This is a genomic window from Rhodobacteraceae bacterium S2214, assembly GCA_025141675.1.
Classification (GTDB): Bacteria; Pseudomonadota; Alphaproteobacteria; order Rhodobacterales; family Rhodobacteraceae; genus Yoonia.
The window spans coordinates 3,077,501-3,094,870 of record CP081161.1 but is presented as its reverse complement, the minus strand read 5'-3'; the positions used below and the strand labels follow the sequence as shown (position 1 = coordinate 3,094,870).

Genomic DNA, 17,370 nt, shown 5'->3' with positions numbered 1-17,370 from the left:
TTTTCAGGTATTGATCGGGACGGGAACTTAATAAATTGACTGACCTCTCCGACGACCACTTCAAACTCGAGGACACCCGCGTCACGCGGCGCTACTTCGGCAAGTTTGAACGGATCACGCAGTACCTTAACAAGGTCGCGGCGACGATGCAGGCTGAACGCAGTTTGTCTAAACGCGATATTGATGCCGTGGCCCGCTACCTTGTGGGATTGAACATCACGTTTCGGTCGCTCGCGCATAAATACCATTTCTCTGGTCGGTTTTCCCACGCGGGGCAGCTGACCTTTGACCGGGTCGAAAGCGGCTTTCCGGTGTATCAAGAGCTGCTTGAGATGGCGAATGATGCGCTACAGGCCGAACGGCATTTGGCGACCATGCCCTCTGCAGAAGACCTGAAAGACCAGATGGTCCGCACGATTGTTGGCGAACAGAAGATCCCGACAAAGCTGCAATATGCGCTTTCGCAGCGGCTGTATTACGAAGAACTGCTCAAAGGACATCAGTTCTGGGCGCGCAACGATCCACAAGCTGTTTGGATCGGCAACGACGGCGACAGGCGGACGTTCCAAATCCATTGGGCGGTCTATGATAGCCAAGTGAACCTGCCGACGATCTATCTGATGGATGTCGAAGACAGCGGGCGCACCGGCTTGCCCAAAGACGAACGGCGTTGGCCCGAAGTGCAGGCGCATCTGATGGCGCAGTCTGTCGCGCATCTAAAATTGCTGACGATTGCCAAAGGCTTTGACGAAGATTTTGACGATCTGCATCCCGTGCGGTTGCGCCGTTTTCATATCGGGCCGATGTATTCGAACGCGTTCACGCGGCAAACGGGCCCATTGCGTGAAGTCCTTGCCGCCGCGAACAGCCCTGTTGGTGAAGATTGGGCGCTGGTCTGGACCGAAGAAGAACTGGTCGCGGATCGCGTGGAACGGGTGAAATCCGGTTGGTTCGGCACGGTTGAGCGCCAGATTTTCGCGCTTGATCCATTTGCGGGACAGGGTGCTGATACGGGGGCGACGCGGATGGAACGGTCGTTGATTATGCCCGAACGGCCCTATCAGGCGCTTGCCGAACGCAACCCACCGGGGTTTCGTGATGTGCGTAAATTTGTGGTCAGCGACCGCGGTCGCGTGCTGAGCCACCGCTAAGATTTTGATAAAGTGAGTATTTGACCGATGAGCCAAACCAGTGATCAGATGGAATTACGCGAAGATGATATTCGCAGCCATTATGCCGCCGCACTCGACCTGATTGACGGGTTCGATCATGCGCCGCGTATCGCGACGGCAACGGCTGACGCACCTGTTGAACGGTCTTCCGGCGTTGGCACGCGCAGGCGTTTCCGTTCCACCACACCGGGGCTGGCCACACGCCGCACCGTGCGCGCCGAAGGTATCCAACTGACCACACGCATTGAAGCGGTTGAAGGGGGCGATGGCCTGACATCTCCGCTGCAGGCCACCGTCTTACAGAGCCTGCGCCGCGCGATCGCGATTGCGCTGGGCGTCGCTGATCAGTTCGCAGAACGCACTGCGTTAAAGGACCTGAAGCGCGCGAATTTGGAAGGTGGTTTGTCTGACGCGAACCGCGCTGAATTTTCCGAATTGCTGACGGCGGAAGCCTTGGTCACGCTCTATGTCTTCGGCTCCGCAACCGCGTTCCTTCTGGCATCTCGCGCGACCGAAGACACCGTAGAGGTCGGCGAAGTCGATGAAGTTCTCACCGACAACGGCCAGCTTGCGCTGCATGGTGTCCTTTGGGAGTTAGACCAAGACATCGCGATCCACGCGACGTCCGAACCGAAACTCGTCGCCACGATCCTCGCCTTCGCAGAGGCGCTGATGGACAAGGTCGCTGCACGCGCCAGCACCGCCACGCGATTAGAGCCGTTCATCGCGGCGTCCTGGCATGTCGAAGCCGATGATTTCACCGTCGACGGTTTCAGCCCCGCCACAAAGGCGAAGGGCACCAAACTGACGATGCAGTTCAAAAAACCGAACGAAGTCGTTGGTAACCACATCGCTAAATATCAGGCGATGAAGCTGGCCAAGATGGTGATGGCCTATGATTTCGAACGCAAACTGAACCCGTTTGCCGAATTGGGCGGTTTCATCTTTACCTTTATGGGCGACGGTAAGCCGGGGACGGGTAAAACAACGCTGATCCAAATGATGGCCGGTTTGATCAATGACTACTGTCAGGTCGCGGGTTATCCGTTCCGTTACCAGAACCTGAGCACTGATAATATCGACAGCTATCAAGGTAAATCGGGGCAGAACGCGAAGGCGTTTATCAACAACGTGCTGGATCCGAATGCGATCGGCTTTGGCACAATTGACGATATCGACCAGCTTGCCGGTAAACGCGGGGATCGGCAGTCATCTGCGGGTCAGCTCGAAATTACAGCTGTCCTGATGGAAAGCTTCGCGGGGGCCAATACCGTCGTGCGCGGGAATTGTACGTTCGGGATGTTTTCGAACTATCCTGAAAACGTCGATGACGCGCTGCGCCAGCGGGCAGGGGCACGTTTCCTTGTGGACGGACCGCAGACGCGGGACGACTACATCGATATTCTTTATCTGCTGATGGGCAAGAACCACGACATTCCTGTGGGCGACCACGACGTGTTCAGCGCACAAGAGATCAAAAAAGCGGTTGCGGCGTCATTCGAAGGCCACGCAAAGCCGCACGAAGAAGGCCTGATGCGGGTGTTCGACCGTGTGCGCGATCAGGTCGGTGAACTTGATACGATTGCCAAGATGGGGACCTATCTGAAGGGTATTCAAGAAGCGGACGAACGCTTTACCGGTCGTGCGATCAAGAACATCACCGACGCTGTGAAAGTCCGCGCGATGGACTTTGAACTGCCGGACGAATGGATGGAAAATCCAGAACTGTTCCTGTTCAAAGATTACGATGCCAAAAAGGCGATGATCGCGGACCTACGTCAGCCCATTACGACGGATATGGTGCTGCAAGAAATCAACCGGTACGCCGACAGTGAATTCCGCTACGCGGACAAATCGGACGAAGTGGCGATTGAGAACATGGTGCGCGACTTTGGTCGCCAAGAAGAAGCCAAGCGGCGTTACCTGAAAGACAAAGGATAATGGCAGAGGCATTCGGCTCCAGTCTTCTATTCCCCGCGCTATTCTTGGCGTTGATGGGATGGCTCGTGCCGAAATTGCTATCGACGGTTATGGCCGAAGGGGTGAAGCCCTTGGTCATCTTATCCTTGCTGTCGTTCGTCATCATGCTGGCGCTGACAAGCGGGCTATTCCTGCTGCTCTACATGATCCAAGGGGCATCACTGGCTGCGCTGACAGTGGGCGGCATCGGGCAAACACTGTTGTTTTTTGTCCGTCTATCCGTCTCGGCGGGCATCATCTGGGCACCGATCATGGTGCTGTCGATTGCGGGACTGCCGCGAACATGGACATCGGTGGAATGGTAACGTGCAACGAGAATTACTAAGCAATGCATAGACTTATCGAAAATGGCCTGATGTTTGGCAACCTGATCCGGGTGGATAGCCCGATTTTGGTAGAACGGTATAATCGTGCGCTGAAGCATCTGACACGGTTCGAGACGACGTTGACCGACTTTCACATCGACATATCCGGCTATTCGCCCGAGATCGGGGATGAATTGGGTGATGACCAATATCTGAACCACGCAGGTGTGAACCGTCAGTTCATATTGCTGACCACTGAACAGAAAACGGCGCCGTTGCTGAATGCGAAGTTTTCGACGTCGCGCGGTATTCTCAAGCAATTCATTTTGGATAACGAAAGCCAGTTGTTTGCCCTGACGACACGGGACGCGGTCGCAGGCGAGTTGGTGAATTCAGTTTACCACGTCGAACAACCTGCGCGCTTGTTCGATATTCGCAAAGTCACTGTCGAAGCGGATACGACCCAAGGGACAGTGGCAACGGCGCATAAGCTGCGCGAGATGATCGACGACTTTAAGACCAAACAAGACGCTTGGTTTGATGATGTTCTGATTGGTCGGATGATCAGCTTGGCCAAGGAAACAGGCGATGTGACGCGGAATCCGGTCACGCTGGCCTCTGCTGAATTTGGGCAGGACAACTTTTGGACAGCGCATTTCGGCGGGATGTACATTTTCCGCGGCGTCGAACATCCAGCCGCGATCATTCACGGTGACAAGACGGCGCTAAAAGATCTCCCCATCGCGTTTGAATTTGATTTCGACGAACGGCGCGGGATCGCGAAGTTTCTAGAACTGAATGATCTGGTGGAACCCATCGTGAAAGCACGCGGCGTGGATGCGGCTGCGATCCTCCACCAGAAGATGGATTTCATGGTAGCCGAAGTTGCAGCGACCATGGAGGAAGACCTGACAGGTGCGACCCGCCGCGATTTGCGCAATTTAGGCCGACGCTATGCGAAACTGTTGCCGGAGGCGTGGCAGGGGCTTGCCGCACTTGCGCGTTGGGCCGAAGAAGACGGCCCTTGGCCTAAGATAACGGCGGATCATCCGGCCTATTTCTACACGCTGCGGGCCAAAGATCATGCAGACGCCGATCTGGTGAACATGCTGCTTGCCGAACTATCGCCACTGGATATCCGGCAATTATTCATCTGCCACAAAGAGGCGTTCTATCAAACCTATGCTACGTGGTCGGACAAAAAACGGGCCTACGTCGTCGACTTTCTGGTTCGTGAATATCAGGTCGATAAGGCCGGAACGCGCGAAGCACTATTCGGACACGAGGCACCGATGGAAGAACCGAAGGCTGCACCCGCACGACCTGCGGGACCATGGACAAACAAGGGTGGGTATGAAATCCGCCACGACGTGATAGAACGCGTAGGCCCGTGGGGCCGTGTGGGAAGGAAATAGACAATGGGATTGGTCAGGCTAGTCGTTTTTGGATTTATCGCGCTTGGCGTTATTTATCTTTCTATTTCAGTCTATTCACGGTCAGTACGCCGCGAAAAGCTCGAAAATGAATATGACGAAAACCCGATTGCGGATATGACGCGCAAGGAATTTGTCGATAAAGGCGTTCAAGCCTACAACAACAGCTTTCGGCCAAAACTGATTGCTCTGGTCTTTGTGATCCCGCCGCTTGTCGTGGCGACAATCATTTACTTAACAAACGCGAATTGAGGTCCAATATGCGCCGTTTCCGTATCATCTTTCGTGTCCTTCTATTCGTGTTCCTTGGATCATTTTTCCACTACGTGCTGCCGCAACATGACGTGGTGCAAATCACGCAAGTGGAAACCAAGCGGACCGACTTTGGTGGCTTTAACAAATGGTTCTATTCGCAAGCCGACATCGGCAGTGCCGTGCTGGAAAACCGCGATATTTTCTACATTTACGCAGATCGCAAGAAGACGTTTCTCTTTGGTCTCGTCCAACGTGATTCCATCGGGGTAAGCGTCTACCGGAACGAAGATACGGGCTGGATTTGGCCGCCGTATTTCAAGTTCGACAGCTCTAACCTGCAGGCTGAGGCGGCGAGCCTTGCGCGTAGGGATGCATCTTCAGAGAACGGGAATTGGTCGGTTGTCACGCATTATGGCTGGCGTATTCCGTTCCTGTCGATTTTCCCGAACGCAGTCAGTGTAAAGCCCGCGACAGGGCCGGATCATCAGGTCATCCCGTGGTTTAACATCTTCTTCTTCATCGCGTTGATCATCGGCTTTTTCTTTGTGCGGGCGATGTGGATGCAATTGCGCGAACGGTCAGTCGATCCGCTGCTGGATAGCGCGGGTCATCGGTTGGACGAGGTCCAAGCTGGTGTTGCCAAGCGTCAAAGCGGGGTGAAACGCTGGATGAACACATGGCGGTCCAAAGACAACCAGCGTTGATCCAAATGTAGGCTGCGCCTACGACATAATTGAAAAAGGGTGGGGGGCTTTACAGCCTCCCACCCTTTTTTGTCTCGCGAAGTCTGCGTGCTTTATTCGCCGTAAGGCACCCAGACGTTTTTGACCTCTGTCGCCTGCATCAGCGCCTCTTTGGTCGTTGGTGCCTGCGTGATCCATGTCCGTTTCAGGTTGGTCGCACTGCCCGCTTCGATCGTCGCCGCAAGGTCCTGCGGTGAGAACGACCAAACCGCGTCGATGTCCATATGTTTACCCATATGCGGTGCCAGTTCGGCATGGTCGCCCGTGATGATATTTACCACACCAGCTGGCACATCGGACGTCTCCAGGATCTGGTAGAAATCCGTTGCCGCGAGCGGGAATGGGCCGCTGGCCACAAGCGTGATCCGGTTGCCCATCGCGATTGCAGGTGCCATCGCTTGGATCAGGCCCAATAGCGGAGTGTCGTCGCAAAGTGCTGCGATTTTGCCGACCGGTTCTTTCATGGCGATGGCCACGCCACGCACAGGCACTCCGTGCACCTGACCGTCGTATTTGTCCGCCCAAGCCGCAGCTGTGAACAGCGTTTGAATGGATGCTTCGACCTCTGCCGTGCCGGATTTGCCTGTCATGGCTTTGATCCGGTTTGCAAATTCGTCGGCCCGCGCGGACAGGTTTTCGGCGATGTAGTAAAGGATTTGCGCCCGCAGATGGCCCGTCGTCTTGGACCAGCCTTTGGCCGCATTCATGGCTTCAACCGCGTTGCGCAAGTCTTTGCGGTTCGCAAGCGACACATCACCCAGACGCGCCCCTTTTGGTGCAAAGACCGCTTGGCTGTAGCCGCCATCGGGACGTGCTTGTTTGCCACCGATGTACAGTTTTGCAGTCCGGTCGAGCGGATCAGCAGGTGCATCGTCGCCAGTAAACGCAGCAATCGCTTTGACCGGCTTCGCGATTGTTTTCGGCTTTGTGTAGCCGCTCAGGCCTTCCCAACCTCCTTCACGGCCAAAGCCGCTTTCGCGCACGCCGCCAAAACCTGCTGCGGCGTCCATCATGTTGGTGCCGTTGATCCAGACGATGCCTGCGGCCAGTTTGGGGGCCATGTCAAGCGCCAGATTGATGTTTTCAGACCAGACCGACGCGGCCAGCCCGTAGCGGGTGTTGTTCGCAATTTCGATCGCTTCGGATGGCGTGCGGAATGTTGTTGCCGCGAGGACCGGACCAAAGATTTCTTCCTGCATCAAGGTGGACGCGGGCGACAGACCTGTGATCAGGGTTGGTGGGTAGAAACAGCCCTCAGGTGCCCCAATCTGGAACGTTTCGCCGTCGGTGTTGTCACTGACCATTTTGGTGATCTGCTGCAACTGGATCGGGTCCACAATTGCGCCCACGTCGATGCATTTGTCCAACGGGTCGCCAATGCGCAGGCCTTGCATGCGGGCTTTCAGCTTGGCGTAGAACGCGTCGGCGATAGTTTCTTGCACCAAAAGCCGTGAGCCTGCACAGCAAACCTGACCTTGGTTAAACCAGATCGCGTCAACCAATCCTTCGACGGCAGAATCGATATCCGCGTCGTCAAAGACGATATAGGGCGATTTGCCCCCCAGTTCGAGTGACAGTGCTTTGCCGCTGCCAGCCGTTTGTTCGCGAATGATCCGGCCCACGGCGGTGGAGCCTGTGAATGCGATCTTATCAACGTCGGCGTTCACCAATGCGGCACCCGTGTCGCCGTCACCAGTCACGATGTTCACGACGCCCGCCGGCACACCCGCTTGGGTGCAGATGTCGGCGAAAACCATCGCCGATAGCGACGTATATTCGGCAGGTTTCAACACAACCGTGTTGCCCATCGCCAGCGCAGGCGCGATTTTCCACGCGAGCATCAGCAGCGGGAAATTCCATGGGATGATCTGGCCGCAAACACCGAGCGCTTCGCGGTCGGGCAATTCGTCGTCCATCAACTGGGCGAATCCTGCGTGGTGGTAGAAATGGCGGATCGCTTGCGGCACGTCGATGTCGCGGGCTTCGCGGATCGGTTTGCCGTTGTCGAGCACTTCCATCACCGCCAAAAGACGGGAATGTTTCTGCATCAAACGGGCGATGGCGTATAGAACGCGCGCACGTTTGTGGCCGTCCTTCGCCCATGCGGGCTGGGCTTTGCGCGCCGCTTTGACGGCTTCGGCGACTTCGTCGGCGGTGCCTTTGGTCACACCAGCAAGACGTTCACCCGTCGCGGGGTTCGTCGACGCGAAATCATCACGCAACGCGCCCCATTTCCCGTTGATGTAGTGTCCAGCGATGCCGCCTTTGTCGGACAGCCATTGCAAAGCCTCGGCTGAGGATTCAGGGGCTGGGCCGTAGTCCATGGTGTCGAAAATTTCTTTGATGGTCATCGGCTTATCCAATCGGGTGGCGGTATTGGGCGGAATATGCGCCGGTCACGTGGTGTTCGAGTTGGCGTTCGATATCGCCCAGCAGGGACGACGCGCCAAAGCGGAACAGATCAGGCTGGAGCCAAAGATCACCAAGTTCGTCCTTGATCATCGCAAGGTAGACCAAAGCATCTTTCGCCTTGGAAATACCGCCCGCGGGTTTGTAGCCGACCTTGATGCCCGTCCGTTCTTGGTAAGCGCGGATCGCGCGGATCATAGTTAATGTCACTGGCAAGGTCGCGTTGACGGGTTCTTTACCCGTTGATGTTTTGATGAAATCGGCTCCGGCCATCATGCAAACGTGGCTGGCACGGGCGACATTGCGCAGCGTGCCAAGCTCGCCCGTTGCAAGGATCGCCTTTACATGTGCTTCTCCGCAGGCTTCGCGCATTTCGGCCATTTCATCGTATAACGCCTGCCAGTTTCCGTTCAGAACATGACGGCGGCTGATCACGATGTCGATTTCTTCGGCACCGGCAGCAACGCTTTCGCGGATTTCTTGAATACGTAGGTGGAATGGGGACAGACCGGCAGGGAAACCCGTCGACACAGCAGCCACAGGAATGGACGTGCCATCGAGCGCTTTCACAGCGGTTTCAACCATATCGTGGTAAACGCAAACGGCACCCGTCGTCAGGCCTTCCATTCCCAGCTTTTCCAGCAGGGCAGGGGACACGGGCTGTTTGGCCTTCGCGCATAAGCGCTTCACGCGGTTCTCGGTGTCGTCACCGGACAACGTGGTCAGGTCCATGACGCTGATCGCTTTGCACAGCCACGCGGCCTGATAATCTTTTTTGACGGACCGCCGACCCGGCAACGTTGCTGCGCGGCGTTCAATGGCGGACGTGTTTGCCTGAACAGATTTCACCCATTCCAAATCCAACGGAATACCGTCGTTACGGGGTTCGTGAACCTGAGGGAGCTGATCGGGCGTCGTGTGTGTTTGGCTAAGCGTTTGCATAGTGCCTCCGATACGTCATGCGAGCGTTGCATGAAGGTCCTGTCTTGGCAAGTTTTGACCTTTTGGTCAAATGCTATTCTGGTTGGACGACGTGACGTTGCTTGTCTGCCCGATATTGGGCGGGCGTTACACCGTATTTTGCGCGGAACAATTTGTGGAAATGCGACAGGTTCGGCAAACCAATTTCTGATGCAATTTCTGACAGTGGATCGCTTGACCCCGTCAAAGACCGTGCCGCGTGCTTCATACGTAAGTCGTTGATATATTGCACTGGTGTCAAACCGCTGAAGTGCTTCATCGTCCGGCTGACGTGCGGATGCGCCTTTCCTGTCAGTGCGACAAACCCCGCTGCCCCTTGCCGGAAAACGTCGGGATCTTGGGCATCGGTGTAGGCTTTCGTTAGCCACGCTGGTGCATCCGTGAATTCTGGCGCATCCAACAGATCAACGAGCAAAGGTAGCAAAAATGCCTCTGCAGCAAACGCATCGCAAGGACTGCGTTCAAGGCGCATGGCTGCTTGATTGAGCGCCGCCAACTGGCGGGTATCGCGCGAAAATGTGCGGATCGTCGGGACCTGTAAAATGTTCGCGCAGGGGGCATGGCGTTTCACGATGCCGTTGGTCAGCTTCGTCGACAAACATAGCATGACGACCATGGCATGTTCACCTTTGCCTTGCAGTGCATGCGTTTGCCCTTTTGGCACGACGACAAGCGTGCCTTCGGAAAGCGTGTCGACGCCGTCTTCCGCATGATGCCGGATGATCCCGTTTTGCACCCAAAACATTTCGACATAATCGTGTGTATGCAAAGATTTCGGGCGGCGTGGTAGGACAGTTGCACGTGTCAAATGAACGGCTTGTCCATCTGCGAGAATCGATTTTTGGCGCATGGTATGTGTCATAAGGTAAACCTAGCAGATCACTGTAAAACGCAAAGCCCATTGATGTTTGCGCAAACGGAACCGATGACATTTCAAACGCCGCAGTTTATGGCAGGGCGAACCTGACACAGACCGGACATTGCCATGACTTTTGATCGCTCCATCAAGATTGCCCCTTCGATCCTTGCCGCCGATTTCGCCAACTTCGGTGCGGAATGCGAAGCGGTCGAGGCACAAGGCGCGGATTGGATCCACGTTGATGTGATGGACGGGCATTTCGTCCCTGCGATCACCTTTGGCGCGCAGACCTGTAAGGCATTGCGCCCGCACATTAAAACCGTGATGGACGTGCATCTGATGATTTCACCTGTTGACGCCTACCTCGAAGGATTTGCGCAAGCGGGGGCCGATGTGATCACTGCCCATGTCGAAGCGGGGCCTCATATCCACCGCACATTGCAGAACATTCGGGCCTTGGGCTGCAAAGCGGGCGTCGCCCTGAACCCCGGCACCCCGGCAGAAGCTGTCGCCGATTTGTTAGACATGGTCGATTTGGTCTGCGTGATGACCGTAAACCCCGGTTTTGGCGGGCAAAAGTTCATCGATATGACCACAAAAATCGCAAAACTACGGGCGATGATTGGCGACCGTCCGATTCACATCGAAATTGACGGCGGCGTTGACCCGACAACTGCACCTTTGGTGGCCGCAGCTGGGGCCGATGTTTTGGTTGCAGGGTCTGCGGTGTTCCGTGGTGGATCAGTCGCTGATCCGGCCCCATACGGCGAAAATATTCGCGCTATTCGGGCTGCTGCGTCTCAGTCTTGATCGCGGCAAGGGTGCGGGCGACTGCACCCTTTTGGCTGGCAAAAAAGGCGGTTGCGGCCTGCGACGTGGGAATGGCGTCTGACCGCAACAGTGCAATCAAAGCCTCTGAATCGGTAACCTGAACTGCGACATCCGCGGCAAGCGCTTCGACAATCGGGAATTCAATCGTCCATGTGTGCGGCCCGACAATGACGGGTTTGCCAAGCGCCAAGGGTTCCGAAATGTTGTGCGCACCCTTCGTCACAAAGCTGCCGCCGATGATCGCGGCGTCACACAGGGCAAGGTAGAAATACATCTCTCCCATGCTGTCGCCCAGAATGACATCGACATTCGGATCGCCGATAAGCGTTAGATTATCATCAAATAGGTCAGAGCGGCGCGCGACTTTCAGGCCCGCTTCGGTCAGCATGTCGTAGGTTTCGTCAAAGCGCTCGGGCGCGCGGGGAACATAGATATACAAGCGGTCTTTGTTTGCTTTGATGGCCCGGATGTAAGTGTCGTCTTCGCCTTTCACGACACTCGTAATGGTCACGGTGGGGCGATTGATGTCCGCTTTGATCGTTACACCTTTTGAAACGTGATCCGCAGGGATCGGTTGATCAAAACGCAGCTCTCCGGTGATATGAATGTGCGGGCAACCCGCCTGCGCAAAGCGGTCAGCTTGCAGATCGGATTTCACGAAAGCACCAGCAAAACCGCTGTGTAGGTCGAAACGCCATTTTGATTTTTCACGATCTCTGGTGAAGGATTTAAGCGGATATTGTGCATTGCATGCGAAAAGGGCGATGTTGTTTTCTGCAGCACTACGGATCATTTCTGGCCAGATTTCGATTTCCATGACCAACCCGTAACGGGGGCGGAAGGCGGAAAAGAAACGGCGAAAGGTCCATTTGAACTCAAGCGGAACCCAGATCACCTGCACGCGTCCCTCCGCAATTTCGGTTGCGAAAACCCGTTCGGCTTCGCGTCTGCCTGCGGGCGTGAAATGCGTCGTGACGATTGTGTTGCCTTTATCCAGCAACCGTTGAATCAGCGGGACGGCGGACCGCAATTCGCCCAATGAAACGGCATGCACCCAAACAGGGCTATCAAGGCTCTTGCGGTAGAAACCGAAGCGTTCCGCAATATGCCGTCGGTAGTCCGGATCGCGGCGACCGCGCCAAAACAGATAGGCAATCGCGAACGGTAGCCCAACAATCCAAAGCAATTTGTAGAGGACGAAGAAGCGGCGTAGCGCAGGTGTTCGGAAATCAGACATGATCAGGCACCATTTCCGTAAGCGCATACGACAAGGTTTTTGTCTGGTCTGCTAGTGTTTTGCGCAGATCATTCGATGCGGCGGCCAGTGCGGGAAGGTCACTATTCAACGCATCGACAATTTCACGGGCGGAGCTAACGCCGATCGCGCCATTCGCGTCCAGCGCGTTGAAATCGGACGCGAAATTCGCGGTGCGCGGGCCATGCAAGATCGCGGTGTCTAGCGCTACGGCTTCCCATGGATTGTGCCCTTCGGTGTCGTCATGTGTGCCACCGATCAGGGCCGCTTGGGCAAAGCGGTACACCAATCCCAATTCCCCAAAGGTATCCATTACCCAAACGGCAGCGGTTGGCCCTTCACCTGCCGCGCGATTGGTGTGCGGCAATGCGATGTCGATGGGTTCATTTGGAAAGCGCGGCGCGATAATCAGTAACGCGTCGGGCCTTGTCTGCATCAGGTCAGTGTGTGCGGCCAGCGCGAGCGCCACATCCGCGGGATGTGCAGGCGCGGTCGCCCAAATGAAACGACCTGCCGTGATCTCGCGAAGCTGTTCAAATTCTGCCGTATCGCATTGCAGTGGCGGTGCGCTTGATTTCAATGATCCCGTGACCGTCACAGCTTTCGCACCTAGTTTCGCCAAATGATCGGCCGTTTGGGCATCTTGCGCCGTGATCTTCCGCATCTGATTGTAAATAAACGTAAATGTCGTTTGTGATCGCGCGTGTTTTGCATAGCTTTTGGCGTCCATCCGTGCCGCAATCAGACATTGCGGGATGCCGCGCTGCGCTAGATCAACGACAAAACCGGGCCAGATGTCCTGTTCCGCCCAGATGCAGAGATCAGGTTGCCAATGGTCCAAAAAACGACGTCGGTAAGTGGGCGCATCCAACGGCAGGAATTGGTGGATCGTGCGGGGGGGGGCATTGTCGGCAAATGCTTGCGCGCCTGCCCGCGTACTGGACGTCACAAGGAAATGTGCATCGCAGTTTTGTGCCATTTCGGTGATCAATCCGCGCAGCGATAGGACTTCGCCCAAACCCACAGCATGCAGCCAAATCAGGGTGCCACGTGGTCGCGCGATGCTGGGTTCCCCGCGTTTTTCGGTCCATCGGGTCGGGTGTTCTTTACCGCGCGCGACCCGTCGTTTAAGGTGCCGTTTCGCGATCAAGGGCACAACCCGCGCCGCGCCCAGATAGGCCCGCAGACTTAGGGGCATTTTAGTCGCCGTCATGGAACCGCTTTTGCAGATCGCCAGACCAGAACGCGTCTGATTGCAGAATATCGGCGAACCGCGCAGCGGCTGATCCTGCGCCGAACCCTTCATCACGCGGGTGGCGTTCGCCCCAATGATCTTGCAAGAAATCCGCGATCTTTTGCGTCTCGTTCGCATTGGCAAAATGCACCGATGCGGCCTTGGCCCGGTCGGTTTGGCGGGTGCCGATGTCGAGCGACGGCAGCCCCAGGAATGGCGCTTCACGCACCCCCGCTGACGAATTGCCGACCATACATGCCGCGTGCTTCATCAGTTCCGAAAAATAGGCGAACCGCATGGATGGCAGAACGCGGAAACGGTCAGTTGGCAGTGCCGCGATTGCGTCGAAAATGCCCGTGCTGCCAGGGTCGTTGTTCGGTGCAATCACGACGAAATTACGCCCCGACGCGTCCAATGCGCCGAACATGTCGCGGGCTTGGGCGGCCATTGTATCCGCTTCGGATGTGACGGGGTGGAACACGCAGATACCAAATTCATCGAACGGGATGGCGTAGCGATCTTTGACCTCGTCCAACGACACACCCGAAGGCCCCGCGTGAAAATCAAGCTCTGGTGATCCGATCACATGAATCGCACCTGTATCTTCGCCCAGTGCTTTCACGCGTCGCGCGGCGTCCTCGGAACTGACGAAGTGGTGGCTGGCCAGTTTCGAATTACAATGGCGGTAAATTTCGTCAATCGTGCCAGAGACTTCGCCGCCCTCAATATGGGCAGACCGGATGTAATTTGTGGCGCAAACCAACGCACAGGCCAAAGCTTCGACCCTATCGCCATGAATGACCACAAGATCGGGTTTCGCCTCGCGGACGAAGTCGGAAAAGCCCGTGACGGTTTTCGCAAGAATAATGTCCTGCGGATCGCCTTCCCTTTGATTGAGGTATTCGTGCACCGTCACGCCCGGTACGCGTTGCACTTCCAGCTTGGTCAAACCGTAGCGGGACAGCATGTGCATCCCCGTGGCAAACAAAGAAACGGACAGACCTGCATCCCGCGCAGCAATGGCGAGCGGTTCGAGCTTACCAAAATCAGCGCGGGTTCCGGTGACAAACAGGATTGATTTAGGGTCAGACATGTTCAGCAATCCGTGCATCTACTTTTGCTTTAAAGGCATGTGTCGCGTCACGCACGATATCACGCATCTCGGGGCGGGCGATGGCGTTTTTAATCTCGCTTTGCCAGTTCGCTGGCGTGGCGTAATGCGGTGATTGCCGATATCCGCCGAACTTGTTCGAAAACGGGACGCACAGCGTCTTGCGGCCCATCAATAGCCCCCAATAAACTCCGTGATACGAATTCGAGATAACTGTCGCGCCACTGCTTATAAAACGCAGGGCGGAGTCCAAGTCTTTGCATTCGTTCGTCATCACAGGGATGTGTTCCGGAATGTCCAACCCCATCTTCGCGGTCTTACCGCCGTGCGCGTAGAAGACGACGTCGTGTACTGGTGCGTCGGGAGCGTCAAATTGATGGGCCATACAGCTGGGGCAGGGCGCATAGGTGTACCGTTTGTCACCGAAGTCGCGGCTCCCGATTAGATCCATGGATCGACGCGATTTCATGTACCGCCAAGACAGCGGGAACGATTGCACGGTGCCCACGCCCCACGCGATATTCACTGACCCCTTGTCGCGCCGGACACCAGCGTATTTTGACAGACCGCCAAAGATTTTACCGCCACCATAGATCCCTACATCGTAGGCAGGCGTGTCGTCGTTGCGCACATCTGAAACAGTCGCATCGCCCCAATCGAAATAATCAAAAGGGGAACAGGACCGATCCCCGATATTGACGGTCTCGCGCAAGTGTTGAAAATGCAGCTTCATGACTTGCGTCCCAAGATGTAGCCATTCTTCGCAAGCCAAAAGAAACGGCGGAAATAGTTCGCGGCCTTCAACCTGTAATGGGGAAGCCGCTGCAATGGCGGAAGTTTCCGGCGCAACCCATGTGCTGTGCCGGTGATGGAACTGGTGCCGCCATCATCAACGTGACTGCTGAAGGGCTCTAACCCGAATTGACGGAAGTTGTGTTTGAAGAACCGGTTCAGTTCATGGTCCAACGCACGGGTTTGCGGCCAAAGGCCCGGCAATACTCGTTCTGCGACCGATTTGTGGATCAGATAAGCCGCGTTGCCCGTAAATGGGCCGACATAAGCGTTCAGCGTGTACGGCCCGATCTTGCCCTGCGCGACGGGCATTTTTGCACGGATACAGTTGAAGCGCAGGGTGTCCCATTTGCCAGATTGCGCTAAAGCCAGATCAAGACTGTCGCGAAAATCATCGTGAAACACGACATCGTCTTCCAAGATCAGCGCGATCTCGTGGTCGGACGCGATGAAATCTTCCCACACCTTTGTATGGCTTGCAAAAACGCCCAGCTTTCCGGGCAATAGGTTGGACCCCATATTGCGTTGGTAAGCGGCTTCATCGGCGTTTTGGATCAATGTGTCGTAATGGTCTTTCCCGTAAACGGCCGCAAAGCGCTGGAAAGGCAGGCCCATCGCATCAAGCTGGGTGGCCATCGCTGACATGCGGTCGCTGTCCTGATCCAGATTGATGACCCAAACCCCGATATCTGCGCGGGTATGGGTCAAGAAAGATCGCTCCACTTAAGTTGGGTGTTGCGGGTGACTGCGCGTGTCAGGGTTTTGCCGACGACCTTATCGAATTCATAGCCTGCGATTTCACCTGACCCAGGCCGGCGTGCCCAGATATCGGATTCGCGGATCACGTGGCCGGCGTCCAGATCGCGGTCGGCAACGACAGACGCACGGGCAAAGGCATAAACCGGACCTTCGGCATCGGTGCGTTGTTTGGGGTTATGGAGGGCCGTGTGAATTTCGCGAGACCGGTCAATGATGTGCCGCAGCTCTGACGGGTCCATGGAATTGATAATGTCAGGACCTGCGCGGTAACGGCTGTCTGTATAATGGCGTTCCAAGATACACGCACCAAGGGCGACAGAGGCAAGCGCCATTTCCGGCCCGATTGAATGGTCCGAAAAGCCGACAATCGCGTCGGGGAATGCGTCCTTGAGATCAGTGACACCTTGTAGCGACACAATTTCTGGCGGCGACGGGTAAAGGTTCGTGCACTCCAGAAGCGCGTATTCAATGCCGGCATCTTCAAGAATTTGAACCGATGCGCGGATTGTTTCGATGGTTTGCATGCCGGTGGACATGATCACTGGTTTGCCCTTGGCGGCGATGTGGCGGATCAGCGGCAGATTGTCCGCTTCGCCCGACCCGATCTTATATGCAGGAACATCAAGCGTCTCGAGAAAGTCAGCAGCAGCGCGTGAGAACGGCGTCGAAATCCAGATCATACCCAGTTCTTCGGTGTAGCGCTTTAGCTCTGCTTCGTCTTCTAAAGACAATGCGCAACGCTCCATCACGTCCCAGATCGACACATCCGCATTGGGCGGGAAGATTTGCTTGGCTTCTTCTGTCATCTCGTCACTGACGATGTGGGTCTGATGCTTGATCATTTCGCATCCGCTACCCGCAGCAAGGCGCACCATTTCTTTTGCGACATCCAGATCGCCACCGTGGTTGATCCCGATTTCTGCGATCACCAGCGGTGGGTGCGATGGTCCGATTTTGCGGCCTGCGATATCCATGTGTGTTTCTCACTTATCCTGCTTTGCTTTGGTCTACGAGTTTTGCGCGGGTAGAGCAATTGGGGGCCAGCCCCCAAACCCCCGAGGTATTTGGGACCAAAAGAAGGAGCAGGGCGTTTATTGTCAAAGAGCGCGGAATATTGCATCAGCGAGACCTTGAACGAAGGACGGTACCATGGCGAAGCGGCCCCACGAAATCGATACCCCAGAAGGTCGCGCGCGTGCGCTGCGCCAGTTCGATTGGCAGGACCACGACGTCCTGCGTCGGAAGTGGCAC

At 55.9% G+C, this 17,370-nt stretch carries 17 protein-coding genes (1 of these 17 running past the window's edge); 8 read left to right on the top strand and 9 right to left on the bottom strand.

Features of this window, described 5'->3' with window-relative positions:
* Nucleotides 1-35: 35 nt before the first annotated feature.
* The 6 genes from K3729_15265 to K3729_15240 are packed head-to-tail and all read left to right on the top strand — an operon-like array spanning nucleotide 36 to nucleotide 5,849.
* Nucleotides 36-1,151 (top strand): hypothetical protein, encoded by a 1,116-nt coding sequence (locus tag K3729_15265; GenBank protein UWQ98762.1) that lies wholly within the window; start codon nucleotides 36-38, stop codon nucleotides 1,149-1,151.
* 27 nt (nucleotides 1,152-1,178) lie between these two features.
* On the top strand, nucleotides 1,179-3,113 hold the full coding sequence (locus K3729_15260; GenBank protein ID UWQ98761.1) for an ATP-binding protein: 1,935 nt from the start codon (nucleotides 1,179-1,181) through the stop codon (nucleotides 3,111-3,113).
* Entirely contained in the window at nucleotides 3,113-3,457 is a 345-nt protein-coding gene (locus K3729_15255; GenBank protein ID UWQ98760.1) for a hypothetical protein, read from the top strand. The genes K3729_15260 and K3729_15255 overlap by 1 nt, the downstream gene beginning before the upstream one ends.
* A 23-nt stretch (nucleotides 3,458-3,480) precedes the next feature.
* A complete protein-coding gene (locus K3729_15250) occupies nucleotides 3,481-4,872 on the top strand; it encodes a hypothetical protein (protein ID UWQ98759.1) in 1,392 nt (463 codons plus the stop codon).
* A 3-nt stretch (nucleotides 4,873-4,875) separates the two neighbouring features.
* The gene (locus K3729_15245) at nucleotides 4,876-5,142 is read left to right on the top strand and encodes a hypothetical protein (GenBank protein ID UWQ98758.1); all 267 of its coding nucleotides are present in this window, start codon (nucleotides 4,876-4,878) and stop codon (nucleotides 5,140-5,142) included.
* A gap of 8 nt (nucleotides 5,143-5,150) precedes the next feature.
* Nucleotides 5,151-5,849, top strand: coding sequence for a DUF1523 family protein (locus K3729_15240; protein ID UWQ98757.1), 699 nt, complete (start codon nucleotides 5,151-5,153; stop codon nucleotides 5,847-5,849).
* Nucleotides 5,850-5,941: 92 nt separating this feature from the next.
* Here K3729_15240 and K3729_15235 read toward each other — a convergent pair whose 3' ends face one another.
* The 3 genes from K3729_15235 to K3729_15225 all read right to left on the bottom strand — a co-directional run bounded on the left by K3729_15235 (nucleotide 5,942) and on the right by K3729_15225 (nucleotide 10,140).
* Nucleotides 5,942-8,239 (bottom strand): aldehyde dehydrogenase family protein, encoded by a 2,298-nt coding sequence (locus K3729_15235; protein ID UWQ98756.1) that lies wholly within the window; start codon nucleotides 8,237-8,239, stop codon nucleotides 5,942-5,944.
* Between the two features lie 4 nt (nucleotides 8,240-8,243).
* Nucleotides 8,244-9,239 carry a deoxyribose-phosphate aldolase gene (deoC, locus tag K3729_15230; GenBank protein UWQ98755.1) on the bottom strand — a complete coding sequence of 332 codons (996 nt, stop codon included), beginning with the start codon at nucleotides 9,237-9,239 and terminating at the stop codon, nucleotides 8,244-8,246.
* A 73-nt stretch (nucleotides 9,240-9,312) separates the two neighbouring features.
* Nucleotides 9,313-10,140, bottom strand: coding sequence for an AraC family transcriptional regulator (locus K3729_15225; GenBank protein ID UWQ98754.1), 828 nt, complete (start codon nucleotides 10,138-10,140; stop codon nucleotides 9,313-9,315).
* 123 nt (nucleotides 10,141-10,263) lie between these two features.
* On the opposite strand from K3729_15225, the gene rpe reads away from it, so the two are divergent.
* Nucleotides 10,264-10,947: a ribulose-phosphate 3-epimerase gene (rpe, locus tag K3729_15220; GenBank protein UWQ98753.1), complete on the top strand. Its 684-nt coding sequence runs from the start codon at nucleotides 10,264-10,266 to the stop codon at nucleotides 10,945-10,947.
* On the opposite strand, the gene K3729_15215 is transcribed toward rpe, so the two are convergent.
* Genes K3729_15215 through K3729_15190 form a run of 6 tightly spaced genes read right to left on the bottom strand, consistent with a single transcriptional unit; the run spans nucleotide 10,919 to nucleotide 17,093 of the window.
* Nucleotides 10,919-12,205 carry a 3-deoxy-D-manno-octulosonic acid transferase gene (locus K3729_15215; GenBank protein ID UWQ98752.1) on the bottom strand — a complete coding sequence of 429 codons (1,287 nt, stop codon included), beginning with the start codon at nucleotides 12,203-12,205 and terminating at the stop codon, nucleotides 10,919-10,921. The two genes, rpe and K3729_15215, sit on opposite strands and share 29 nt — an antisense overlap.
* On the bottom strand, nucleotides 12,198-13,436 hold the full coding sequence (locus K3729_15210; GenBank protein ID UWQ98751.1) for a 3-deoxy-D-manno-octulosonic acid transferase: 1,239 nt from the start codon (nucleotides 13,434-13,436) through the stop codon (nucleotides 12,198-12,200). Before K3729_15210 ends, K3729_15215 begins: the two co-directional genes overlap by 8 nt.
* Complete coding sequence (gene neuC, locus K3729_15205; GenBank protein UWQ98750.1) at nucleotides 13,423-14,550, bottom strand: UDP-N-acetylglucosamine 2-epimerase (hydrolyzing); 1,128 nt, start codon at nucleotides 14,548-14,550, stop codon at nucleotides 13,423-13,425. Before neuC ends, K3729_15210 begins: the two co-directional genes overlap by 14 nt.
* On the bottom strand, nucleotides 14,543-15,301 hold the full coding sequence (locus K3729_15200) for a hypothetical protein (protein UWQ98749.1): 759 nt from the start codon (nucleotides 15,299-15,301) through the stop codon (nucleotides 14,543-14,545). The genes neuC and K3729_15200 overlap by 8 nt, the downstream gene beginning before the upstream one ends.
* Complete coding sequence (locus K3729_15195) at nucleotides 15,298-16,005, bottom strand: glycosyltransferase family 25 protein (protein UWR01084.1); 708 nt, start codon at nucleotides 16,003-16,005, stop codon at nucleotides 15,298-15,300. Before K3729_15195 ends, K3729_15200 begins: the two co-directional genes overlap by 4 nt.
* Nucleotides 16,006-16,064: 59 nt before the next feature.
* Nucleotides 16,065-17,093: an N-acetylneuraminate synthase family protein gene (locus K3729_15190; GenBank protein ID UWQ98748.1), complete on the bottom strand. Its 1,029-nt coding sequence runs from the start codon at nucleotides 17,091-17,093 to the stop codon at nucleotides 16,065-16,067.
* 175 nt (nucleotides 17,094-17,268) lie between these two features.
* Between K3729_15190 and K3729_15185 the strand changes: the two genes are divergently transcribed.
* Nucleotides 17,269-17,370, top strand: partial view of a tyrosine-protein phosphatase gene (locus K3729_15185; protein ID UWQ98747.1) — the 5' end (the start) only. 555 nt of this gene lie beyond the right edge of the window; the window shows 102 of its 657 coding nt (coding positions 1-102); the start codon lies at nucleotides 17,269-17,271; the stop codon falls past the right edge of the window.